Source organism: Achromobacter sp. MFA1 R4 (genome assembly GCF_900156745.1).
Classification (GTDB): Bacteria; Pseudomonadota; Gammaproteobacteria; order Burkholderiales; family Burkholderiaceae_B; genus Achromobacter.
The window spans coordinates 1,889,533-1,911,645 of sequence record NZ_LT707065.1; the positions used below are offsets into that span (position 1 = coordinate 1,889,533).

Here is a 22,113-nt window from a genome sequence, read left to right on the forward strand (position 1 = left end):
CATGCGTACCGCAGAAATCACCCGCAACACCAACGAAACCCGCATCCGCGTGGCCATCAATCTGGATGGCACCGGCAAGCAGACGATCGACACGGGCGTGCCCTTCCTGGACCACATGCTGGACCAGATCGCGCGCCACGGCCTGATCGACCTGGACATCAAGGCCGAGGGCGACCTGCACATCGACGCGCATCACACGGTGGAAGACGTGGGCATCACGCTGGGCATGGCCATCGCCAAGGCGGCGGGCACCAAGGCCGGCCTGCGCCGCTACGGCCACGCCTACGTGCCGCTGGACGAAGCGCTGTCGCGCGTCGTGGTGGACTTTTCCGGCCGTCCCGGCCTGGAATACCACATCCCCTTCACGCGCTCGCACATCGGCAGCTTCGACGTGGATCTCACCCGCGAATTCTTCCAGGGCCTGGTCAACCACGCGCTCATCACGCTGCACATCGACAACCTGCGCGGGTTCAACGCCCACCACCAGGCGGAAACCGTCTTCAAGGCCTGTGGCCGCGCGCTGCGCATGGCCCTGGAAGTCGACCCCCGCATGGGCGACGTCGTGCCCTCCACCAAGGGCGTGCTGTAAGGTACGCCCCCCAGGTACGCAATCAACTCCGCACCGCACCAGGCAGACCGAAGTGACCACTATCGCCATCGTCGATTACGGAATGGGCAATTTCCACTCCGTCGCACGCGCCCTGAAATACGCCGCGCCTGACGCCGACATCCGCATCTGCAACCAGCCCCAGGAGATCGCCGCGGCCGACCGCGTGGTGTTCCCGGGCCAGGGCGCCATGGCCGACTGCATGCGCACGCTGAACGAATCCGGCCTGCGCGACGCCGTCGTGCGCGCCGCCCGCGAAAAGCCCCTCCTGGGCGTCTGCGTCGGCGAACAGATGCTGTTCGAGTCCAGCGAAGAAGGCGCCACGACGTGCCTGGGCATTTTCCCGGGCGTCGTGCGCCGCTTTTCCGGTCCGCGCTTCGCGGACCTGATCCCCGCCGACGACGAGGCCTGCCTGGCCGACACCGGCGCCGCGGGCCTGGCCGACACCCGCCCCGAGCGCCTGAAGGTGCCGCACATGGGCTGGAACAAAGTCCGCCACACGCGTTCTCATCCCATCTGGGACGGCATTCCGGACGACTCGCACTTCTACTTCGTCCATAGTTATTACGCCGATCCGGCCGATTCCGGCCTGACAGTTGGTGAAACCGATTACGGCGTCACCTTTACCTGCGCGGTGGCGGCAGCTAACATTTTCGCGGTGCAGTTCCACCCCGAAAAGAGCGCCGAGCACGGTTTGCGCCTGTATCGCAATTTTGTAGACTGGCAGCCGTAGGCCCCGAGCCCGCGTGCGCCAGCCCGTTCAACCCCATTATTTTTCTTGCTGCCAACCATGCTGCTGATCCCCGCCATCGATCTCAAAGACGGGCGTTGCGTGCGCCTGCGCCAGGGTGACCTGGACGATGCAACGGTGTTCTCCGAAGACCCCGCCGCCATGGCCAACCGCTGGCTGGACCAGGGCGCGCGCCGCCTGCACCTGGTCGACCTGAACGGCGCCGTCGCCGGCAAACCCAAGAACGAAGCCCCCATCAAGGCGATCCTGGAGGCCGTCGGCGACGACATCCCCGTCCAGATCGGCGGCGGCATCCGCGACCTCGACACCATCGAACGCTATCTCGACGCCGGCATCTCCTACGTGATCATCGGCACCGCCGCGGTCAAGAACCCGGGCTTCCTGCAGGACGCCTGCGGCGCCTTCCCCGGCCAGATCATCGTCGGCCTGGACGCGCGCGACGGCAAGATCGCCACCGACGGCTGGAGCAAACTCACCCGCCACGACGTGCTGGATCTGGCCAAGAAGTTCGAAGACTACGGCTGCGAAGCCATCATCTACACCGACATCGGCCGCGATGGCATGCTGTCGGGCGTCAACGTCGAAGCCACGGTCCGCCTGGCCCAGCACGTGCGCATCCCCGTGTACGCATCGGGCGGCATCGCCGGCATCCAGGACATCGAAGCCCTGTGCGCCGTCGAAGAAGAAGGCGTCGAAGGCGCCATCCTGGGCCGCAGCATCTACGAAGGCACGCTCGACTTCCAGGCCGCGCAGGCGCGCGCCGACGAACTGGCAAAATGACCACATCAAGCAGCACCCCCGGGGCCGGCGCACCTGTGCAGAACGCGCTGACCCGCCGCATCATTCCCTGCCTGGACGTCACGGCCGGCCGCGTCGTCAAGGGCGTGAACTTCGTCAACCTGCTCGACGCGGGCGATCCGGTCGAAATCGCCCGCCGCTACAACGAGCAGGGCGCCGACGAACTCACGTTCCTGGACATCACAGCCACCAGCGACGGCCGCGACCTGATCCTGCCCATCATCGAGCAGGTCGCCTCGCAGGTCTTCATTCCGCTGACGGTGGGCGGCGGCGTGCGCCAGGTGTCCGACATCCAGCGCCTGCTCAATGCCGGCGCCGACAAGATCAGCATCAACAGCGCCGCGGTGGCCAATCCGGAACTCGTGCGCGCCGCGTCCGACTACCACGGCTCGCAATGCGTGGTCGTGGCCATCGACGCGCGCCGCGTCTCCGCGCCCGGCGAACCGGCCCGCTGGGAAGTCTTCACCCATGGCGGCCGCAAGGCCACCGGCCTGGATGCCGTGGCCTGGGCGCGCCGCATGGCCGCCTACGGCGCGGGCGAAATCCTGCTCACCAGCATGGACCGCGACGGCACCAAGTCCGGCTTCGACCTGGAACTGACCCGCACCGTCTCGGACGCCGTGCCGGTGCCCGTCATCGCCTCCGGCGGCGTGGGCAACCTGCAGCATCTGGCCGACGGCGTCACCACCGGCCGCGCCAGCGCGGTGCTGGCCGCCAGCATCTTCCACTTCGGCCAGCATACCGTCGGCGAGTGCAAGCGCTTCATGGCCGAACAAGGCATCGAAGTACGATTGGACTGATTATGAGCAACGAACCCGCCTGGATGGCCGATGTCGTCTTCGACGAAAACGGCCTGATCCCCGCCATCGCCCAAGACGCCGAAAACGGCCAGATCATGATGGTGGCCTGGATGAATCGCGAATCCCTCGCCGAGACGGCCGCCACCGGCCGCGCGGTCTACTGGTCGCGCTCGCGCCAGCGCCTGTGGCGCAAGGGCGAAGAGTCCGGCCACGTCCAGGAAGTGCATGAACTGCGCCTGGATTGCGACGGCGATGTGGTCCTGCTGAAGGTCCACCAGGAAGGCGGCATCGCCTGCCACACCGGCCGCGCGAGCTGCTTCTTCCGCCGCCTGGAAGGGCAGACGGACCACGCTTCCTGGGTCACGGTGGATCCGGTGCTCAAAGACCCGGAACTCATCTACAAATGACCGATCAAACCCTGAGCGCGGCCGAGGTGCTGGCCCGCATTGCAGACACCCTGGAATCCCGCCGCCCCCAGAACGGCGGCGACCCCCAGGCCTCCTACACGGCCAAGCTGCTGGCCAAGGGCCCCGATGCCTTCCTGAAGAAAATCGGCGAAGAAGCCACGGAACTGGTGATGGCCGCCAAGGACGGCGTGCCCGAACGCATCGTCAGCGAAACCGCCGATCTGTGGTTCCATTGCCTGGTGGCGCTGACGCATTTCAACCTGCGACCCGAAGACGTGCTGGCCGAACTGGCACGCCGCGAAGGCCTGTCGGGCCTGGCCGAAAAGGCCAGCCGCCCGCAAGACTGACCACGGACCCCGAACTCATGAGCGACAACTGCCTGTTTTGCAAGATCGCCGCTGGCGACATCCCGTCCAAGAAGGTCTATGAAGACGAGGACTTTGTTGCATTTCACGATATCAATCCCGCCGCGCCGGTACATTTACTGCTGATCCCTCGACGTCATGTCACATCCATGCAGGATATTACGGGCGAGGACGCAGATTGGTTGGGTAGAATGATGTCGTTGGCGCCGCGGCTTGCCGCCGAGAACGGTTGCCGTCCGGGCCCTGATGGCGGATTTCGCATCATGATCAATTCTGGCGTCGAAGGCGGCCAGGAAGTCCCGCATCTGCATTTCCACATCATCGGCGGCTCGCGTCCCTGGAAAGGGCGCGTGGCTCCCACTGCGTAATTCGGAGAAACATCATGGGTAGTTTCAGCATTTGGCACTGGTTGGTCGTTCTGGTCATCGTTGCGCTGATTTTCGGCACCAAGAAGCTGCGCAACATCGGCGGCGACCTGGGCGGCGCGGTCAAGGGCTTCAAGGAAGGCATGAAGGACGCCAACAGCGACAAGCCCTCCGAACCCATCGCGCAACAGCGCGTGAGCGGCGACACCATCGACGTGCAGGCCAAGGAAAAATCCAACTCCTGAGCGCCAGCCAGCCTCCCTCCGGGCCAGCCCTGAACGGGCCGGCCCTCATTGCTTCAATTCCCGAGCGGCCGTCGAATGTTTGATGTCAGCCTCACTGAACTGATGGTGGTCGGCGTCGTCGCCCTGATCGTCATCGGCCCCGAACGCCTGCCCAAGGTGGCCCGCACTGTCGGCCATCTGCTGGGGCGCGCGCAGCGTTACGTCAATGACGTCAAATCCGATATCCAGCGCGAAATCGAGATCGACGAACTTCGCAAGTTCAAGTCCGAGATGGAAGACGCCGCCCAAGGCGTGCAGCAATCGCTGAACGAAACGCAGGCCTCGCTGCAGGAACCCGTGCAGCAGTTCCGCGCGGAACTCGACGAAGTCGCCCGTGAAGCCAGCGGCAAGGCCGCGCCGGCCGCCGCGACCGCCACGCCCGCCGACGCCACGCGCACCATCGCCCCGCCGGGCCAGAACCAGAATCTGGATCTGGACCTGCCCGCCACGGAACCCGCGCCCGTTCCGGCAGCCGCCGCCCAACAACCCGCCCCGGCGCCCCTGGCGCCCAAGGCTGACGACGCCGCGCCCGCCGCCAAGCCCGTCTCGCCCTCCGGAACCCCGTCGTGACCCAGGACGCATCCCAAGAAGAAGGCCAGCAGGAGACGTTCATCTCCCATCTGGTCGAGCTGCGCACCCGCCTGCTGCGCGCCGTCGGCGCGGTGGTGGCCGTGTTCATCGTGCTCTTCATCTATCCCGGCGCCTCCGCCATCTATGACGTGCTGGCCGCGCCCATGCTGGCCTCGCTGCCGGAAGGCACGCGCATGATCGCCACGGGCGTCATCACGCCGTTCATGGTGCCGGTCAAAGTCACGATGATGGCCGCGTTCATCCTGGCGCTGCCCGTGGTGCTGTACCAGGCCTGGGCCTTCGTGGCGCCCGGTCTGTACCGGCATGAAAAGCGCCTCGCGCTGCCGCTCATCGTTTCCAGCACCTTCCTCTTCATCGCGGGCATGGCGTTCTGCTATTTCGTGGTGTTCCGCACGGTGTTCCACTTCATCGCGACGTTCGCGCCGCAGTCCATCACCCCGGCGCCGGACATCGAGGCCTACCTGAGCTTCGTCATGACGATGTTCCTGGCCTTCGGCATCACGTTTGAAGTCCCCGTGGCCGTGGTGCTGCTGGTGAAGATGGGCGTGGTCGAACTCTCCAAGCTCAAGTCCGCGCGCGGCTACGTGGTGGTGGGCGCCTTCGTCATCGCCGCCGTGGTCACGCCGCCGGACGTGGTCAGCCAGTTCATGCTGGCGGTGCCGCTGTGCCTGCTGTATGAGGTCGGGCTGATCTGCGCCCGCATGGTCACCCCGAAAGCGGGCGCGCCCGAAGAAGACGCCGCCTCCGGCTCCCTGACCGAACGTCACTGACGCCACCCGGGAAGCGGTTGGACGGCCTGGACGGTCTGCGCAAAATCAGACCGTTTCACCCTTGTCGACCCATGGCTGCAATCCTACATTGCAGTCATGTCGCTCTCCCAAAGACTGCGCACCCTCATGCGGTGGCGCGGCATCCATAGCCAGAACCAGCTCGCCCGCCTATCCGGCGTGCCGCAGTCCTGCATCCATCGCATCCTCACCCGAGAAGACCGCTATTCGCCGTCCCGTCACACGGTCGTACGACTGGCGCAGGCCCTGGACACCAGCGTGCCCTGGCTGACGGACGGCGTCGTGCCCGCCGCCGCGCCCGGGTCCGCTTCCACGCCCCGGCTGCAGGACGCCGCCACCGCCCGCCTCGACGGCTATTGCGCCGAAATCTGCGCGCGGCTGGGCCCGCAGCCCGACAGCACCAAAAAGCTGATCCTGGCCCTGGTGCGCGAAATCTCCGACAAGCAGGACGGCCGCGCCGCGCCCCCGCCGCTGCGCAAGCGTCTCTAGCGCGGCTTGCCCGGCCGCGTGCCCACCACGACCGCCAGCTCCGCCGGCTTGCCGGCCCGCAGCACGCCCAGCGTGGCGCGCTGCCCCGGCGGCAATTGCGCAATTTCCGACAACAGCGCCGTGGTGTCCGTTACCCGCTTGCCATTGACCGACTGGACGATATCGCCCACCCGCAAGCCGGCGCGCGCGGCCGGACCGTCGCGCATGACGCCGGCAATGATCACGCCCGTGGTGTCGCGCGACAGCTCAAAGGCCCGCGCCAGTTCCGGCGTCACGTCCTGCGGCTCGACGCCGAGCCACCCGCGCTTGACCGAGCCGGTCTTGACGATGTCATCCATGACCTTGCGAGCGATCTCAATGGGCGTTGCAAAGCCGATGCCCATCGATCCGCCCGACTCCGAATAGATCGCCGTGTTGATCCCCACCAGGTTGCCGTAGGCATCGACCAGCGCGCCGCCCGAGTTGCCGGGATTGATCGCCGCGTCGGTCTGGATGAAGTTCTCGTACGTGTTCAGGCCCAGGCCATTGCGGCCCAGCGCCGAGACGATGCCCTGCGTGGTGGTCTGTCCGACGCCGAACGGATTGCCGATCGCCAACACCACGTCGCCCACGCGCAACCCCTTGTCCGGCGCCAGCGTCGCCGCCGGCAGGGACCGCAGCTTTTCCAGCTTGAGAACCGCCAGGTCGGTGTCCGGGTCCGCGCCCACCACCTTGGCGGTGTCGCGCCGCCCGTCGCGCAGCGCCACCTCGATGGCGTCCGCGGCCTGCACCACGTGGTAGTTGGTCAGCACGTAGCCGTCCTGGTTCACGATCACGCCGGAACCCAGGCTGGTCGAGGCCTCGCGGCGGCTTACCCCCGGCACCTGCCCGAAAAGCTGGCGCAGCACCGGATCGTCGGGCAGCGGAATCAGCGGCACGTTCACATGCTTGGTGGTAAAGACATTGACGACCGAGGGCGCCGCCTTCGCCACGCCGTCGGCGTAGGACACCGCGCCCACCTCGCCCGCGGGCGGCCGCCCGCCCGCCGCCGCGGCCTGCTGGACCGCGCCCGGTCCGTTCACCCGCAGCAGGTCGGGCCGCAACGTCGTCACCACGAATAGAATAGCCAGGCAGACCGTGACGGCCTGAGCAAAGATCAGCCAATATCGGCGCATGATTCTGATAGGACTAGCAATGAATAAAGTGGACTCCCGCGTCCTGGCCAGCTGGCTGGACGACACCCTGCAGGCGGCCCGTTTCAAGGACTACTGTTCCAACGGGATGCAGGTGGAAGGCCGATCCGAGGTCGGACACATTATCACCGGTGTCACGGCCAGCGAAGCATTGCTGCGCGCCGCCGTCGAGCGCGGCGCGGATGCGGTGCTGGTGCACCATGGCTGGATGTGGCGCAACGAAGACCGCCGCGTCATCGGAACGCGCCGCACGCGCATGGCCCTGACCCTGAAGAACGACCTGAACCTGTACGCCTACCATCTGCCCCTGGATGCGCATCCCACCCTGGGCAACAATGCCCAGCTCGCGCGCGTGCTGGGCCTGGCGCCCGCGCGGCGCGACGACGGCGCGCCGCTGACCTGCGGGCAGGATGGACTGATCTGGCTGGGCCACGCAACCGGCGTGCAGACGCTGGGCCAGCTTGGCGAGCGCGTCGCGCAGTCCCTGGGCCGCCAGCCGCTCGTCGTGGGAGACCCGGACCTGCCGCTGGGGCAGGTCGCCTGGTGCACCGGCGGTGCGCAGGGCATGATGGGAGACGCCGTCGACGCGGGCGCCAGCGCCTACATCACCGGCGAAGTCTCGGAATCCACCGTGCATCTGGCGCGCGAGACGGGCGTGGGCTTCATCGCGGCCGGCCACCACGCCACCGAGCGCTACGGCGTGCAAGCCTTGGGGCAGGCGGTGGCCGAACAGTTCGGCATCAAGGTCGAATTCGTGGATATCGACAATCCGGCCTGAAGCGGGCGTGGACCCGGCCCAAATCCGGCCCACGCAATAAACAAAGCGCCCGACGGGCGCTTTGCTGTTTTACGGCTGCGGCCGCTTGAGCAGGTCGCGGATCTCACGCAGCAGGGCCACGTCTTCCGGCGTCTTGGCCGGCGCCGGCGCTTCCTCCGCCTTGTTGCGGGCCTTGTAGATGGCCTTGACCATCCAGAAGATCACAAAGGCCAGCAGCACGAAATTGATGATGATGGTGACGAAGTTGCCCCAGGCGAACACATTGGCGCCGGCCTTGGTCAGATCCGCGTAGGTCATCGGTCCGGCATAGCCCTCGGGCATCGACAGCACGAGGAACTTGTTTGAAAAGTCGACCGATCCGCCAAGCAGGAAATTGACGAGAGGCATGATGATGTCGCGGACCAGCGAGTCGACTATCCTGCCGAAAGCGGCGCCAATGATGACGCCGACGGCCAGATCAACCGCGTTGCCCTTGACGGCGAAATCTCGAAATTCTTTGACGAAACCAGTCGCTTTGCTCATAAAAGCACTCCATTCGTGATACGCCTGAGGGTAGGCTGGCCTATAATACGCGGTTGCTATGTTGTTACATATTCCCGCGAACCCGATGCCGCAGAAGTGATGCTACTCGTAGAGCGGGCGCATCAACAAGGATAGGAAGATGAGTCAGGATACGCTGGTGCATGATGATGACGGTGCGGTTGATCCCAACCTGCCACCTGATCCTTCGCGACGTTTCTGGGTTACCACCGCCTGTGCTGTGGGTGGCGTAGCAGGAGTCGCAACCGCAGTACCGCTTGTGAGCACGTTTTCCCCCTCCGAAAAAGCCCGCGCGGCCGGGGCGCCCGTTGAAGTGGATATCGGCGACATTCCTGTCGGCACCATGAAAACGGTCGAATGGCGCGGCAAGCCGGTGTGGATCATGCACCGCTCTCCCGAGCAGCTCGCCGGCCTGAAGACGCTGGACCCCCTGCTCGCCGACCCGCAATCCAAGCGGCCCGGCTTCACTCCTCCCTATGCCGAAAACGAAGGCCGCTCGCGCAAGCCCGAGCTCTTCGTCTGCGTCGGCATCTGCACCCACCTGGGCTGCTCGCCCACCGCGCACTTCGAAACGGGTGGCGGCGGCGGCCTGGGCGCGGATTGGCAAGGCGGATTCCTCTGTCCCTGCCACGGCTCCACGTTCGACCTGGCTGGCCGGGTCTTCAAGAACAAGCCCGCTCCCGATAATCTCGAAGTCCCGCCGTACCAGTACCTCACCGATACCCGCATCATCGTGGGCGTCGATGAAGACAACAAGGCCTGACGCTCGCGTCGCGCTTTTTTCCCGATCTACGTAAGTAAAAACAATACGCCACGTATTAGAGAAGGAGCCGTTACATGGCTGGCGAGAAAACCGTCGAGACGACAGGCCTGTTGGGCTGGCTGGACCGGCGCTTTCCGGTGACCTCCACCTGGAAAGCCCACCTGTCCGAGTACTACGCACCCAAGAATTTCAACTTCTGGTATTTCTTTGGCTCGCTGGCGCTACTGGTGCTGGTGCTGCAGATCGTGACCGGCATCTTCCTGGTCATGCACTACAAGCCGGACGCCGAGCGCGCGTTCCAATCGGTCGAATACATCATGCGCGAGGTCCCGTGGGGCTGGCTGGTGCGCTACATGCACTCGACCGGCGCGTCCATGTTCTTCGTCGTCGTGTACCTGCACATGCTGCGCGGCCTGCTTTACGGTTCCTACCGCAAGCCGCGCGAACTGGTGTGGATCTTCGGCGTGGCGATCTTCCTCTGTCTGATGGCCGAAGCGTTCTTCGGCTACCTGCTTCCCTGGGGCCAGATGTCGTACTGGGGCGCCCAGGTGATCGTGAACCTGTTCGCGGCCATCCCGTTCATCGGCCCTGAACTGTCGATCTGGATCCGCGGCGACTACGTCGTGTCCGACGCCACCCTGAACCGCTTCTTCGCCTTCCACGTCATCGCCATTCCGCTGGTGCTGATCGGCCTGGTGGCGGCGCACCTGGTGGCGCTGCACGAAGTCGGCTCGAACAACCCGGACGGCATCGAGATCAAGCAGGGCCCCAAGGACAAGTATGGCCGCCCCAAAGACGGCATCCCGTTCCATCCTTTCTACTCGGTGCATGACCTGGTGGGCGTGGCGGGCTTCCTGCTGGTGTTCGCGGCCATCGTGTTCTTCGCGCCGGAAATGGGCGGCTACTTCCTGGAGTTCAACAACTTCATTCCCGCCGACTCGCTGAAGACGCCTCCGCACATCGCGCCGGTCTGGTACTTCACGCCGTTCTACTCGATGCTGCGCGCCACCACCGACGAATTCACCTGGGTGCTGGCGGGCGCGGCGGTGCTGGGCGCCATCGTGCTGTTCGCCAAGAGCAACCTCAAGGGCTTCCTGCGCGTCGCCGTCCCCGGCATCCTGATCGTCGTCGCCGTGCTGCTGCGCGTCATCGACGCCAAGTTCTGGGGCGTGGTGGCCATGGGCGGCACGGTCGTGATCCTGTTCTTCCTGCCCTGGCTCGACCATTCGCCGGTCAAGTCGATCCGCTACCGCCCCACGTGGCACAAGTGGATCTACGGCATCTTCATGGTCAACTTCCTGGTGCTCGGCTACATCGGTACGCAGCCGCCCAGTCCGCCGTTGAACCTGACCTCGCAGATCGGCACGCTGCTGTACCTGGCCTTCTTCTTCCTGATGCCGGTATGGAGCCGCCTGGGCACCTTCAAGCAAGTGCCCGACCGCGTCACGTTCCACGCCCACTGAGCCCACGAGAATAACGGACTAACCATGATCAAGAAGCTGATTGGTGCCGTGGCCTTGATGCTCACGTGTACCGCTACATTTGCCGCCGGAGGCGGATTCCCGCTGGACAAGGCGCCTTACCGCGTCAACGACATGGCATCGCTGCAAAACGGCGCCAAGCTGTTCGTCAACTACTGCCTGAACTGCCATAGCGCATCCTCGATGCGCTACAACAAGCTCAAGGACATCGGGCTGACCGACCAGCAAATCAAGGAAAGCCTGCTGTTCACGGGCGACAAGATCGGCGACATGATGCACGTCGCCATGACGCCCAAGGACGCCAAGGCCTGGTTCGGCACGACGCCGCCGGACCTGTCCGTGATCGCCCGCGCCAAGTCCGTGAACGCCGGTCCCTCGGGCTCGGACTACCTGTACACGTACCTGCGCACCTTTTATCGCGACACCTCGCGCGCCACGGGCTGGAACAACCTGGTTTTCCCGTCCGTCGGCATGCCCCACGCCCTCTGGCAGGAACAAGGTCCGCGCGAGCTGACCACCGTCGCCATGCACGAGGTCGAAGGCAAGAACGGCGCCCCCAAAACCTGGGAACGCGTCACGACGGTGTACGATTCGCAAGGTTTTGCCACGGTCAAGGCCGAACCGGTAGCCAACTACCACGGCCATGCCACCTTCGATGCCAAATTCAAGGCCGCCAACCCGGCCCAAACCGCAACATACGACAACGACGTCGCTGACCTGACCGCATTCATGTCCTGGATGGCTGAACCCGTCCAGACACTGCGTGTCCGCATCGGCGTCGGCGTCATGTTGTTCCTGCTCCTGTTCTTCTTTGTAACGTGGCGCTTGAACGCCTCGTACTGGAAACACGTGCGCTAACCGCAACGCCCCGCCAGGTTCCCCAGCCGCCTCCCTTTTTATATCGGGGACGGAAGAGGCGGATAGGGCTGTACGCCTATCCCGCCTGGCAATTGGGGCCAGCGCCTGCTAGATTTAGGCGCTGGCCTTTCGTTTTTCATAAAGGACTTACCGCCATGATGGTGCTCTATTCCGGAACCACGTGTCCGTTTTCGCAACGCTGCCGCTTCGTGTTGTTCGAAAAGGGTATGGATTTCGAGATCCGCGACATCGACCTGTACAACAAGCCCGAAGACATCTCGGTGATGAACCCGTACGGTCAAGTGCCCATTCTGGTCGAACGCGACCTGGTGCTGTACGAGTCGAACATCATCAACGAGTACATCGACGAACGCTTCCCGCACCCGCAGCTCATGCCCGCCGACCCGGTCATGCGCGCCCGCACGCGCCTGTTCCTCTACAACTTCGAGAAGGAACTCTTCGTCCACGTCTCGACGCTGGAAGACCGCAGCGCCAAGCCGGACGAAAAGAAGCTCGCCAACGCCCGCCAGAACATCCGTGACCGCCTGGCCCAGCTGGCGCCCATGCTGCTCAAGAACAAGTACATGCTGGGCGAGGAATTCTCCATGCTCGACGTGGCCGTCGCCCCGCTGCTCTGGCGCCTGGACCACTACGGCATCGAACTGCCCAAGAATGCGGCCCCGCTGCAAAAGTACGCCGAACGCATCTTCTCGCGCCCGGCCTACATCGAAGCGCTGACGCCTTCGGAAAAAGTGATGCGTCGTTGAGGCTGGCTGTGTGATGGGTGAAACTTCGACCAAACCGTATCTGATCCGCGCACTGCACGAATGGTGCACCGATAACGGCTACACGCCGTACATCACCGTGCAGGTCGACGAGCACACCATGGTGCCCGTCGCCCACGTGCGCGACGGCCAGATCACGCTGAACGTGGGCACGCTGGCCACCAACCGCCTGGTGCTGGGCAACGAATTCATCGAATTCCAGGCCCGCTTCAGCGGCGTGACCGAAAACGTCTACGTTCCCGTGGGCGCCGTCAGCGCCATCTACGCGCGCGAAACCGGCGCCGGCATGGGCTTCGAGGTCCAGCCCTACGAGCCCCCGGAAGCAGGCGCCCAGGGCGTCACGCCGGACACCGCCGCCCCCGAGGGCTCCGACGCCAATCCCGCCCCGGGTGGCGACGACGGCGACGACGACGAACCCAAGCGTCCGCGCCTGACCATCGTCAAATAACGCCCCCACAAGAGGGCCTGCATTTTTTTCATTACAATGCAGTTCCTGCGCGTGCCCCGGCACGCCGCGCCGGTGTAGCTCAGTTGGTAGAGCAGCTCACTTGTAATGAGAAGGTCGAGGGTTCGATTCCTTTCACCGGCACCAATGAAACACCCATGAAAAGGCCGATTCCGCGTGAATCGGCCTTTTCATCACTGCCGCATCGCGCCTTTCAGTGCCGCGATGGACAGGTGGCAACGGGGCGCTCCGCCGTCTGATTTGGAGATCACCAAGCGTTCGAGCCGGCTTCGTTTGCACGGCCGCGAGCTAGAATCCTGCCTTCTCTCAGACCTGTGGAGGCCGGGCGGCATGAATTCCTCTCATCTTCCTGGCGCACAACGAAAGCGCTTCTGGCAAAAGAAATGGCCGCGCGAAATGCTATTCAATGGTCCCCCGATAATCGTCGCAGGCTCAGCCGCAATAAAGAGTTGGCGCGATCCCGCATTTGATCCCTGGATTTTCGGCCTCGCCACCGCAGCCTGCCTCTGGTTGCTCGTCGCAACCACAGTCCGGGTGGTGACCGCACGCGCCGAGGACTTGAACGAAGCCCCAGACGTCGTCCATGAAGGTCTATACGCCGCTATCTCCACCGTGCAGATCATGCTTTCCGAATGGTGCTCAAAGCGAAAATGCGGAGGCGACATCCGTGCCACATTCCACCGCGTTGTGCCGCCCATCCAGGAGCCGCTCGAGATCGAGCAAATCGTGAACTACGCGGGCTCCCGCGGAGAAGGTGTGGGCAGAATCTTTTCCATCCACACGGGCATTACGGGTCGAGCCATTCGTAATAAGAAGCCGCTCGTCATGTCCAGCCAAAACGGGACGGAGGAGCAACTTCGCGGTGAACTCGTACAGGAGTGGGGCTACACAGAGTCCGAGGCTCGCAGGCTGGGACCCGGACGCTATTCCGCAATGGCTGTTCCCGTCCTGGACCGATCTGGACAGCATCCAATCGGCGTGATTTACTTGGACTCAAGTGACCGCGCGCTGTTTGAACGCGACGATGTGGTGGAAATTGTTGGTGCGGGCACCAAAGCTATCAGCGACTTCGTCACGAAAAGGTATTGATATGAAGACTGTCACCAAGCGCCCCGCCGACGCCTTCGTCAAAGAGTCCAAGCTCGTATCCAAACCGGGCGCGTTTATGAAGGTCAGGGAGCTTACGCTTACCGAATTCGGCCTGCAGGCAATTACTACCGGTAGCGCCGGCATCAGGCAAGGGGCGCGCGAAGATGCGGGTCCGCCTTCACCGCTGAACAGAATGGTTCCGGCGGGAAATTGAAAAAGGGACGTCCTCGGACTTCCCTTTGTTGTTCTGCGCCGAGAGAATCAGGCGTGCATATGCCCGTCTGAAGAGCATGCTGACGCGACTGCAACGCAGAAAAACCATAAGCTCCCAAGGGCCTAACCCGGCATTGGCCCTGGTCAGGTTACGACGAAGCGCCGAGGACGCCCGCTTAGACCTGAGAGATCGCGCTCGGGCGCCTAGCTAAACTTGCGCTTCAGGCGTTCCCACGCGCTCTCCTGCCGAGGCTTTGGCGCAGGAATCGAGAACTCGCTCAATTGAATCTTCATGAGCGCCCCATCCGCCGCGAGCCCGAGCGCCAGCGTGGGTGCCACGATGCACCAAAGGTCGGCCGCCCCCCAACTGAGGCAGACAATGCCTTGCGCAGAATCATAAATAGCTTCTTCGATCGCGGGACACTCCGCGTCGCCGCCCTCGTCAAAGCTCGCCTGAATATATGGCTCCATGTAATCGGCATCGGCAGAGGCAATAGGAGGAAGAACGCGCTCTGTCAGGTCAGTACGGATGTCGAAGTCACGAAGACGCTCTTCTGCGTCCAGGGCCATCGAAATTCCACCGGGTCCGCGCGCAACGATCATGCGACGTGGCTGTGGGAGTGGCCATTGCGCATCCAGCATGTCACGAAGCGCCGTGGACTTGTCTTGGACGCGCGTTTTCTCTGGATACGCAATCCTGCAATACAGGCCCTGAATGTCTGCGTCCCAAAGGACTTCCACGCGCGCCGGATCCACAGTGGGTTTAGGGACGACTGCAACTATAGTCATCGTGTTTCGTACCAGAAGTAGGCGATGCTGTATTCCCGCTCATGAAGCAAGAGAGCTCACACATAGTCCAAGCACCATCGTCACTGGTCTATCAGCGGCGTCCGACGCCCGTGCTGCTGGTCCATCACCCCAGCGGCGGCAACCTATCAAACCCCAGCACCATCAACAGCCCCACCACCGACACGATCGACTGCACCACCGAGATCGTCTTCGTGGCCTCGCCCATGGTCATGCCGAACGATTCCTTCACCATCCAGAAGCCCGCGTGGTTGGCGTAGTTGAAGAAGAGCGATCCGCAGCCGATCGACAGGGCGAGCAGCGGCAGGTTCAGGCTGGGGTCGGCGCCCGCCAGCGGCGCCAGCAGGCCCGCGGCGCCGACGATGCCGACGGTGGCCGAGCCGGTGGACACGGACAGCAGCATCGCGATCAGCCAGCCCAGGATCAGCGGCGGGAACGCAAACTGATGGGTCAGGTGCACGATGGCGTCGCCGACCTTGGCACTGGTCAGCACCTGCTGGAATGCGCCGCCGCCCGCGATGATGAGCATGATGCCGGCGATCGGCTTGAGGCTTTGCCCTAGCGCGCCGCGCAGCTTTTCGGGATCGCCGCCGCGCATGAAGACCAGCGTCACGGCCGCGAACAGCACGCCGAGCAGCATCGCGACCACCGGGTTGCCCAGGAAGGCGGCCACGTGCGTCACGCTGGAATCCTTGGGCAGCAGCATCTCGGCCAGCGCGTGCACCAGCATCAGCAAGGCAGGCAGCAGGGCCGCCAGGACGCCCAGGCCCACGCTGGGCGCGTCCTGGCTCGCGCCGCCTTCGGTGCCGGAAGTGAACTGTTCCAGCAGCGCCTCATCCGGGCGCGTCGTCATGCGCGGCGCGATGAACGCGCCATACAGCGGTCCGCCGAAGATCATGGCGGGCAGGGCGGCGATGAAGCCGTAGATCATGGTCGGCCCGACCGTGGTCTTCAGCGTGGCGATCGCGGTCAGCGGACCGGGATGCGGCGGCACCATGCCGTGCATCGCGGCCAAGGCCGAGATCACCGGCACGCCCACGTAGACATAGGCGGACCCCTTGAAGCGTTCCTGGCTTTCCAGCTTGCGCGCCACGCTGAAGATCAGCGGCAGCATCACCACCAGGCCCACTTCGAAGAACATCGGAATGCCGATGACGAATGCCACCAGCGTCATCGCCCAGGGAATCATGCGGGGCGAGGTGTGGCGCAGGATCGCATTGGCCAGGCGCTCGGTGGTGCCGGAGTCCGCGAGGATCTTGCCCAGCATGGCGCCCAGCGCAATCACCACGCCGACGGCGCCCAGCGTCTTACCGGCGCCGTCCGTCAGATTCTTGACGATGGCAACCGGAGCCATGCCGGTTGCGAAGCCGACGCCGATGGACACGATCAGCAGCGCCAGCAAAGGATGCATGCGGATACGGGAGACGATCAGCGCGACCAGGACCAGAACGCTCACCAGGGCGGTGAGCAGCAATTGAATGTCGAACGAAGACATGGTTGAACCCAGAAAAATCGAGAGAGGTCGCGAGCCTTTCCGGGGCCATGATACGGGATCAGCTTGACGCCCGGCTGGCAGGCGCGGGTGCCGAAGCATCGGAGCGGGGTCGGCGCAGGCGCATCGCGCCTGTTCCCTACAGACAACTGAACGCGACGCCGTCGTTCGCGCTTCGTCGCGTGCGCGGCTTGCCTAGTCGCGTGCCTCAGTCCGGCTTGATCCCGGCGGCCTTGATGATCGCCACGTTGCGCTCGAGCTCGGATTCCACCTTGCGGCGGAACGTCGCCGGGTCGGAAAAGGTGGCGTCAAAGCCCAGCTCCTGCAGCTTGGCGCGCGTATCGGGTTCGGCCATGACCGCTTCGATCTCCTTGGACAGCCGCGCCACGACGGGCGCCGGCGTGCCGTGCGGCATGACCACCCCGAACCACGTCTCGAAGTCGTAGCCCGAGAAGCCGCTTTCGGCGACCGTGGGCACGTCCGGCACCAGGGACGAACGCGCGTTGCCCGTCAGCGCCACCGCGCGCGCCTTGCCTGCCTTGATCTGCGGAAGACTGGCCACCAGCGTGTCGATCGACAAGGGAATCTGGTTGCCGATCAGGTCCGTCATGGCGGGTGCGCTGCCGCGGTAGGGCACGTGCAGCAGCTTGGCGCCCGTGCGCTGGGCCAGGGACTCGCCCGCGATGTGCGGCGTGGAGCCGTTGCCGAAGGACCCGAAGCTGAGCGGCTGCGACGCCGATTTGCTGGTGATGTCGGCCACGGTGCCGATGCCGGTCTGCGGATTGGTCAGGATCACGAACGGCGTACTGCCCGCGATCGCGACGTACTCGTAGCTCTTGAGCGGGTTGTAGTTGAGGTTGGAATAGAGCAGCGGGTTCAGCGTGAAGGTGGGCGCGCCCGTGATCATGAAGGTATAGCCATCGGGTGCGGCGCGGGCGACGGCCGTTGCGCCGATGCTGGTGTTGGCGCCCGGCTTGTTCTCGACCACCACGGTCTGGCCCATTCGCGCGCCCAGCTTGGCGGCGAACAGGCGGCCGATGACGTCCGTCGATCCGCCCGGCGGAAAGGGCACGACCATGGTGATCGGCTTGCTGGGATAGTCCTGCGCCAGGGCCAGCACCGGCGCGGCGGCCAGTGCGCACAGCGCGATCGCGCGAGCGATGGGTTTGCTCATTGAAATTCCCCTTGTGTGGTTTGTCAGGTGTTCAGTTGGGCAGCACGGGCGCCTGGCGCCAGTACTGCGTGGCCTGTTCGAATGCGTGGGCCAGTTGCAGCAGGGCGCGCTCTTGCCGATAGCGGCCCACGATCTGGATGCCGACGGGCAGGCCGGTCTCGGTAAACCCACAGGGCACCGAGATCGCGGGGTGGCCCGTCAACGACAGGTAATAGCCCGAGCGCATCCAGTCGATGTAGTTCTGCATCGGCGTGTCTTCGATGCGATGCACGGTTTCCTGCTCTACCGGAAACGGCAGCACCTGGCTGACCGGCCCGATCATGAACTCATACGTCTGCATGAACGCATGCATGCGGGCGAACAGGGCGGCGCGGTCGCGCTCGGCCTGCACGACGGCGGTTGCCGGCTGCGTGAGCCCCAGTTCGATGTTCCAGATCACCGAGTCCTTGAGCAGATGACGATGCTCGCGCAGTGCGGCCTCGTAGCCCACGGCGAAGGTCTGCGCGCGCAGCGCCTGGAACGACGCGTCCGCGCCGCTGAAGTCGGGGCAGGCGGGTTCCACCACCGCGCCCAGGTCGGCAAAGACCGGCAGATGGCGCTCCAATGCGCGCTCGACGGCCGGCTCGACGGGCAGGCCACCCCATGTCGGCGCATAGGCGATGCGCACGCCCTTGAAATCGCGCGCCAGGCTGTCCAGGAATCGATTGGGGTCCTGGTCGATGGCCAGCGGATCGCGCGCGTCGACACCGGCCGTGGCGGCGAGCAGGAGCGCCACATCGGCAACGGTGCGCGCCATCGGCCCGGCGACCGTCAGGGTGTTGTACGGGCTGGCGGTGGGCCATTGCGGCACGCGTCCCGGAGACGGGCGCAGGCCCACCACGTTGCAGAACGAGGCCGGATTGCGCAGGGACCCGCCCATGTCCGTTCCGTCGGCCAGCGGCGCCATGCGTGCAGCCAGGGCGGCAGCCGCGCCGCCGCTGCTGCCGCCGGCGGTCATGCGCGGATCGTAGGGGTTGCGCGTGGGTCCGAAGACCGTGTTGAAGGTTTGCGAACCGGCCCCGAATTCCGGCAGGTTGGTCTTGCCCAGCGTGATCGCGCCAGCCGCGCGCTCACGGCTCACGATGAGGCTGTCGCGGTCCGGCACGAAATCGCGGTAGAGCGGCGATCCATAGGTGGTGCGCATGCCGGCGGTCAGGAACGAATCCTTGTGGACGATGGGCAGGCCGTGCAGCAGGCCCAGCGGACGGCCGGCGGCCTGGTGCGCATCGGCCTGCGCGGCGCGCGCCATGGCGCCTTCGGCGTCCAGCGTGACCACGGCGTTCACCGCGGGATTCCAGGCTGCGATGCGGTCCAGGTGCGCGGCCATCACGTCGCGAGCACTGACGCGGCCTGCAGCGATGTCATCGCGCAGCGCGACAGCGCTAAGGTCGCAGAGCGTCGACGTCGCGGGCCGGGTGGGGGTCGAAAATTCCATATGTATTGCTATACGATACAAAGTATTGAATAATCAACTTTATAGTTGGTATTCCCCGCGCCAACAATCCGGGGAAACTAGCGCATCCCTGGGCCGGTGGGCATCGCCGGCTGCCCGATTCCTCGCCACGAGCCGCCATGACAAAGCCCTCGCCAGACAATCCAGCCGCCTCAGCGCAGGACGCCCCCGACCCCGCGGACGACCCGCTGTTCGTCGCATCGCTGGAGAAGGGCATGCGCGTGCTGGAGGCGTTCCGCGACGCCACCGACACGCTCGGGTTGACGGAGATCGCCGCGCTGACCCGCCTGGGCAAGAGCGCCGCGCAGCGCTTCGTGCACACCTGGGAACGGCTGGGCTACCTGAGCAAGGACACCGCCTCGCGCCGCTACCGGCTTGGTCCGCGCGTCGTCGAGCTGGGTTACTTCTTCCTGCGCACCGACCGCCTGGTGTCCATGGCCGCCCCGCATCTGGTCGCGCTGCGCGACCGCTGCGGCCTGGCGGTGCACATGAGCGTGCTGGCGGGCGGCGACATGATCTACCTGCTGCGCCTGCCCAGCCGGCAGCTCACGCTGGCCGAAATGCTGCCGGGTCGCCGCATGCCGGCCTGGTGCAACAGCGGCGGCCGCATGCTGCTGAGCCAGCTCGACGACGACGCGATTCGCCAGACGCTGTTGCGCGCGCCCCCGCGCGCCTTCACCCCGCGCACCGTGATCGAGCCACAGGCGCTGCTGGCCCTGATTCAGCAGGCTCGGGACGAGGGCTACGCGCTGACCGAGGACCAGGTGCTGCAGAACCAGGTCGGCGCCGCCGTGCTGCTGCGCGACGCGCGGGACGTGCCCCTGGCCGCCATCAGCGTCAGCGCCCCCCGCCACGACTATCCCGCCGACCGCCTGCTGCGCGACATCGTGCCGCAGCTGTTCCGCACCGCGCATGCGATCCAGCACGGGTGACCACGCAATTTATCGACCCGTTTTGCATTCTTTCGATTTTTTGTGCATAATTCGGCCCCTCTACCTGTTCCCCGATAGCTCAGTCGGTAGAGCGACGGACTGTTAATCCGCAGGTCGCTGGTTCGAGCCCAGCTCGGGGAGCCAAGAATTTGCAGTACCGCAGTACCCTTAAAAAAGCCCGCAACGTGTTTGCGGGCTTTTTGCATTGGGGCCGCGCAGCCGGGTGGGCGTTCACCCGCATGGCGTAGCATGGCCAGGTCCGCTTCAACCCGATGCCCGCCATGCGTTCCACCCGATCCCTGCCGCCCCTGATCTCCCTGCGCGCCTTCGAGGCGACCGCGCGGCGCCTGAGCTTCTCGCAGGCCGCTGAGGAGCTCTACGTCACGCAGAGCGCCGTCAGCCATCACATCCAGCGCCTGGAATCGGAACTGGGCATCGCGCTCTTTGAGCGGCGCACGCGCGCCATTGCGCTCACCGCCCAGGGCCAGGCCTATTACGAACGCGTGCATGCGGCGTTCGAACTGCTGCGCCTAGGCACGGACGAGGCCCGCGCGCATGATCCGGCCCGCAAAACGTTTCAGAAACCGCTGCGGATCGGATTGCTGGCGTCGTTTGCCACGCGTTGGCTCGCGCCGCGCCTGCCGGCCTTTGCCGCCGCGCATCCCGGCATCGATCTGCAGCTGCAGCCCGATATCGCGTTGGCGGACGTGGCGGGCGGCGAGGTCGACGCCGCGATTCGCTATGGGCGCGGCGGCTGGCCCGGCGTGCGGTCCACGCTGCTGATGACCGAGCGCCTGTCCGTCGTATGCGCGCCCGCGCTGGTCGCCGGCCGGAAGCGGCCGAAGTCGGCGGCCGATCTGCTGCGTCACCCGCTCCTGGTCTCGCACGCCAGGCAACCCTTTGAATGGGACGCGTGGGCGCGCCTGCAGGGCCTGGACTTGAGCCGCGCAGGGACGGTGCGTCTGCACGACTACAACATCGTCGTGGAAGCCGCGCTCGCGGGGCAGGGGCTTGCCATGGGCCGCGAGCGCCTGATCGCCGCGCATCTGGCCAGCGGCGCGCTGGTGCAGGCGCTGCCGGGCGCCGTGCTGGAGGATCCACGCATCGGCTGGTGGTTCGTCACGCCGCGCGGCGTGTCCAGCGAGCCTGTCCAGGCCTTGCGCGACTGGCTGGCGGAAACGGCAGCCCAGGCGACCCGCTGCCCCGTCGGCACGCATTAGTTTTACTCATACGTGCAATGCAAGAATTGATTGGTCACGCGACGCGGCGACCGATAGCATCGATAGCATCGGGGTAGCTTCCCGAATCGCTTCTCATCAACTCTCAGGTGATCCGATATGACCCGCAGCATTTCCGCCCGCGTTGCCGAACTTGGCTTGACCCTGGACGCCGCCGCCGCGCCGGCCGCCAATTACGTGCCCTTCGTCCTGGAAGGCAACCTGCTTTATATCTCCGGCCAGATTTCCCGCAAGGACGGCAAGGCGGCCTACCTGGGCCGGCTGGGCGACCAGGTGTCGGATGCCGACGGCGTGGCGGCCGCGCGCGCCTCGGCGCTGGGCATCCTGGCGCAGATCGCCGCCGCCACGGGCGACCGCCTGGACCGCGTGGCCCGCGTGGTCCGGTTGGGCGTGTTCGTGGCCAGCGCCCCCGACTTCAACCGCCAGAGCGCGATCGCGAACGGCGCCTCGGACCTGATGGTCGACGTGTTCGGCGACGCCGGCCGCCATGCGCGCAGCGCCGTCGGCGTGGCGTCCCTGCCGCAAGGCGTGGCGGTGGAGGTCGAAGCCGTCATCGCGCTGACCCAGGCCTGATCCCGGCCGCCTGAA

28 protein-coding genes and 2 tRNA genes are annotated in these 22,113 nt (G+C 65.2%); 24 read left to right on the forward strand and 6 right to left on the reverse strand.

Going from position 1 to position 22,113, the window contains the following annotated elements:
* The first annotated feature begins 1 nt into the window (after nucleotide 1).
* The 11 genes from hisB to BXA00_RS08520 all read left to right on the forward strand — a co-directional run bounded on the left by hisB (nucleotide 2) and on the right by BXA00_RS08520 (nucleotide 6,245).
* Entirely contained in the window at nucleotides 2-589 is a 588-nt protein-coding gene (hisB, locus tag BXA00_RS08470) for an imidazoleglycerol-phosphate dehydratase HisB (protein WP_076517955.1), read from the forward strand.
* Between the two features lie 52 nt (nucleotides 590-641).
* A complete protein-coding gene (gene hisH / locus BXA00_RS08475) occupies nucleotides 642-1,340 on the forward strand; it encodes an imidazole glycerol phosphate synthase subunit HisH (protein ID WP_076517957.1) in 699 nt (232 codons plus the stop codon).
* Nucleotides 1,341-1,397: 57 nt separating this feature from the next.
* The gene (gene hisA, locus BXA00_RS08480) at nucleotides 1,398-2,138 is read left to right on the forward strand and encodes a 1-(5-phosphoribosyl)-5-[(5-phosphoribosylamino)methylideneamino]imidazole-4-carboxamide isomerase (RefSeq protein WP_076517960.1); all 741 of its coding nucleotides are present in this window, start codon (nucleotides 1,398-1,400) and stop codon (nucleotides 2,136-2,138) included.
* On the forward strand, nucleotides 2,135-2,956 hold the full coding sequence (hisF, locus tag BXA00_RS08485) for an imidazole glycerol phosphate synthase subunit HisF (RefSeq protein ID WP_076517963.1): 822 nt from the start codon (nucleotides 2,135-2,137) through the stop codon (nucleotides 2,954-2,956). Before hisA ends, hisF begins: the two co-directional genes overlap by 4 nt.
* Before the next feature lie 2 nt (nucleotides 2,957-2,958).
* Nucleotides 2,959-3,363: a phosphoribosyl-AMP cyclohydrolase gene (hisI, locus tag BXA00_RS08490; RefSeq protein WP_076517966.1), complete on the forward strand. Its 405-nt coding sequence runs from the start codon at nucleotides 2,959-2,961 to the stop codon at nucleotides 3,361-3,363.
* On the forward strand, nucleotides 3,360-3,710 hold the full coding sequence (locus BXA00_RS08495) for a phosphoribosyl-ATP diphosphatase (RefSeq protein ID WP_076517967.1): 351 nt from the start codon (nucleotides 3,360-3,362) through the stop codon (nucleotides 3,708-3,710). Before hisI ends, BXA00_RS08495 begins: the two co-directional genes overlap by 4 nt.
* A gap of 17 nt (nucleotides 3,711-3,727) precedes the next feature.
* Nucleotides 3,728-4,096 carry a histidine triad nucleotide-binding protein gene (locus BXA00_RS08500; protein ID WP_056320402.1) on the forward strand — a complete coding sequence of 123 codons (369 nt, stop codon included), beginning with the start codon at nucleotides 3,728-3,730 and terminating at the stop codon, nucleotides 4,094-4,096.
* A gap of 14 nt (nucleotides 4,097-4,110) precedes the next feature.
* On the forward strand, nucleotides 4,111-4,338 hold the full coding sequence (gene tatA, locus BXA00_RS08505; RefSeq protein WP_076517970.1) for a Sec-independent protein translocase subunit TatA: 228 nt from the start codon (nucleotides 4,111-4,113) through the stop codon (nucleotides 4,336-4,338).
* A gap of 75 nt (nucleotides 4,339-4,413) precedes the next feature.
* Nucleotides 4,414-4,947: a Sec-independent protein translocase protein TatB gene (gene tatB / locus BXA00_RS08510; protein WP_076517972.1), complete on the forward strand. Its 534-nt coding sequence runs from the start codon at nucleotides 4,414-4,416 to the stop codon at nucleotides 4,945-4,947.
* Nucleotides 4,944-5,738: a twin-arginine translocase subunit TatC gene (tatC, locus tag BXA00_RS08515; RefSeq protein ID WP_076517975.1), complete on the forward strand. Its 795-nt coding sequence runs from the start codon at nucleotides 4,944-4,946 to the stop codon at nucleotides 5,736-5,738. Before tatB ends, tatC begins: the two co-directional genes overlap by 4 nt.
* Nucleotides 5,739-5,834: 96 nt before the next feature.
* A complete protein-coding gene (locus BXA00_RS08520) occupies nucleotides 5,835-6,245 on the forward strand; it encodes a helix-turn-helix domain-containing protein (RefSeq protein WP_076517977.1) in 411 nt (136 codons plus the stop codon).
* On the opposite strand, the gene BXA00_RS08525 is transcribed toward BXA00_RS08520, so the two are convergent.
* The gene (locus tag BXA00_RS08525; protein WP_076517980.1) at nucleotides 6,242-7,399 is read right to left on the reverse strand and encodes a trypsin-like peptidase domain-containing protein; all 1,158 of its coding nucleotides are present in this window, start codon (nucleotides 7,397-7,399) and stop codon (nucleotides 6,242-6,244) included. The two genes, BXA00_RS08520 and BXA00_RS08525, sit on opposite strands and share 4 nt — an antisense overlap.
* A gap of 19 nt (nucleotides 7,400-7,418) precedes the next feature.
* On the opposite strand from BXA00_RS08525, the gene BXA00_RS08530 reads away from it, so the two are divergent.
* Nucleotides 7,419-8,195 carry a Nif3-like dinuclear metal center hexameric protein gene (locus BXA00_RS08530; RefSeq protein WP_076517982.1) on the forward strand — a complete coding sequence of 259 codons (777 nt, stop codon included), beginning with the start codon at nucleotides 7,419-7,421 and terminating at the stop codon, nucleotides 8,193-8,195.
* A 69-nt stretch (nucleotides 8,196-8,264) separates the two neighbouring features.
* Here BXA00_RS08530 and mscL read toward each other — a convergent pair whose 3' ends face one another.
* Entirely contained in the window at nucleotides 8,265-8,717 is a 453-nt protein-coding gene (mscL, locus tag BXA00_RS08535) for a large conductance mechanosensitive channel protein MscL (protein WP_076517984.1), read from the reverse strand.
* A 139-nt stretch (nucleotides 8,718-8,856) separates the two neighbouring features.
* Between mscL and petA the strand changes: the two genes are divergently transcribed.
* The 8 genes from petA to BXA00_RS08575 all read left to right on the forward strand — a co-directional run bounded on the left by petA (nucleotide 8,857) and on the right by BXA00_RS08575 (nucleotide 14,391).
* Nucleotides 8,857-9,498 carry a ubiquinol-cytochrome c reductase iron-sulfur subunit gene (gene petA, locus BXA00_RS08540; protein ID WP_076517986.1) on the forward strand — a complete coding sequence of 214 codons (642 nt, stop codon included), beginning with the start codon at nucleotides 8,857-8,859 and terminating at the stop codon, nucleotides 9,496-9,498.
* 74 nt (nucleotides 9,499-9,572) lie between these two features.
* Complete coding sequence (locus BXA00_RS08545; protein WP_076517988.1) at nucleotides 9,573-10,961, forward strand: cytochrome bc complex cytochrome b subunit; 1,389 nt, start codon at nucleotides 9,573-9,575, stop codon at nucleotides 10,959-10,961.
* A 24-nt stretch (nucleotides 10,962-10,985) separates the two neighbouring features.
* Nucleotides 10,986-11,837, forward strand: coding sequence for a cytochrome c1 (locus BXA00_RS08550; RefSeq protein ID WP_076517990.1), 852 nt, complete (start codon nucleotides 10,986-10,988; stop codon nucleotides 11,835-11,837).
* Nucleotides 11,838-11,992: 155 nt separating this feature from the next.
* On the forward strand, nucleotides 11,993-12,604 hold the full coding sequence (locus tag BXA00_RS08555) for a glutathione S-transferase N-terminal domain-containing protein (RefSeq protein ID WP_006388039.1): 612 nt from the start codon (nucleotides 11,993-11,995) through the stop codon (nucleotides 12,602-12,604).
* 13 nt (nucleotides 12,605-12,617) lie between these two features.
* A complete protein-coding gene (locus BXA00_RS08560) occupies nucleotides 12,618-13,070 on the forward strand; it encodes a ClpXP protease specificity-enhancing factor (RefSeq protein WP_076517992.1) in 453 nt (150 codons plus the stop codon).
* Nucleotides 13,071-13,138: 68 nt separating this feature from the next.
* Nucleotides 13,139-13,214, forward strand: a tRNA-Thr gene (locus BXA00_RS08565).
* Between the two features lie 204 nt (nucleotides 13,215-13,418).
* Complete coding sequence (locus tag BXA00_RS08570; RefSeq protein WP_231952235.1) at nucleotides 13,419-14,177, forward strand: GAF domain-containing protein; 759 nt, start codon at nucleotides 13,419-13,421, stop codon at nucleotides 14,175-14,177.
* Nucleotide 14,178: 1 nt separating this feature from the next.
* A complete protein-coding gene (locus tag BXA00_RS08575; RefSeq protein ID WP_076517994.1) occupies nucleotides 14,179-14,391 on the forward strand; it encodes a sulfatase in 213 nt (70 codons plus the stop codon).
* A 203-nt stretch (nucleotides 14,392-14,594) separates the two neighbouring features.
* On the opposite strand, the gene BXA00_RS08580 is transcribed toward BXA00_RS08575, so the two are convergent.
* The 4 genes from BXA00_RS08580 to BXA00_RS08595 form a co-directional block, all read right to left on the reverse strand.
* The gene (locus BXA00_RS08580) at nucleotides 14,595-14,960 is read right to left on the reverse strand and encodes a hypothetical protein (RefSeq protein WP_076517996.1); all 366 of its coding nucleotides are present in this window, start codon (nucleotides 14,958-14,960) and stop codon (nucleotides 14,595-14,597) included.
* Between the two features lie 343 nt (nucleotides 14,961-15,303).
* Complete coding sequence (locus tag BXA00_RS08585) at nucleotides 15,304-16,692, reverse strand: GntP family permease (RefSeq protein ID WP_076517998.1); 1,389 nt, start codon at nucleotides 16,690-16,692, stop codon at nucleotides 15,304-15,306.
* Nucleotides 16,693-16,897: 205 nt separating this feature from the next.
* Complete coding sequence (locus tag BXA00_RS08590; RefSeq protein ID WP_076518001.1) at nucleotides 16,898-17,863, reverse strand: tripartite tricarboxylate transporter substrate binding protein; 966 nt, start codon at nucleotides 17,861-17,863, stop codon at nucleotides 16,898-16,900.
* 31 nt (nucleotides 17,864-17,894) lie between these two features.
* Nucleotides 17,895-19,337 carry an amidase gene (locus BXA00_RS08595; protein WP_076518003.1) on the reverse strand — a complete coding sequence of 481 codons (1,443 nt, stop codon included), beginning with the start codon at nucleotides 19,335-19,337 and terminating at the stop codon, nucleotides 17,895-17,897.
* A 137-nt stretch (nucleotides 19,338-19,474) separates the two neighbouring features.
* Between BXA00_RS08595 and BXA00_RS08600 the strand changes: the two genes are divergently transcribed.
* The 4 genes from BXA00_RS08600 (at nucleotide 19,475) to BXA00_RS08615 (ending at nucleotide 22,098) form a co-directional block, all read left to right on the forward strand.
* Nucleotides 19,475-20,287: an IclR family transcriptional regulator gene (locus tag BXA00_RS08600; protein WP_076518005.1), complete on the forward strand. Its 813-nt coding sequence runs from the start codon at nucleotides 19,475-19,477 to the stop codon at nucleotides 20,285-20,287.
* Between the two features lie 68 nt (nucleotides 20,288-20,355).
* A tRNA-Asn gene (locus BXA00_RS08605) sits at nucleotides 20,356-20,431 on the forward strand.
* A gap of 137 nt (nucleotides 20,432-20,568) precedes the next feature.
* The gene (locus BXA00_RS08610) at nucleotides 20,569-21,507 is read left to right on the forward strand and encodes a LysR substrate-binding domain-containing protein (protein WP_076521861.1); all 939 of its coding nucleotides are present in this window, start codon (nucleotides 20,569-20,571) and stop codon (nucleotides 21,505-21,507) included.
* Between the two features lie 117 nt (nucleotides 21,508-21,624).
* A complete protein-coding gene (locus BXA00_RS08615; RefSeq protein WP_076518007.1) occupies nucleotides 21,625-22,098 on the forward strand; it encodes a RidA family protein in 474 nt (157 codons plus the stop codon).
* The last annotated feature ends 15 nt before the right edge of the window (nucleotides 22,099-22,113 follow it).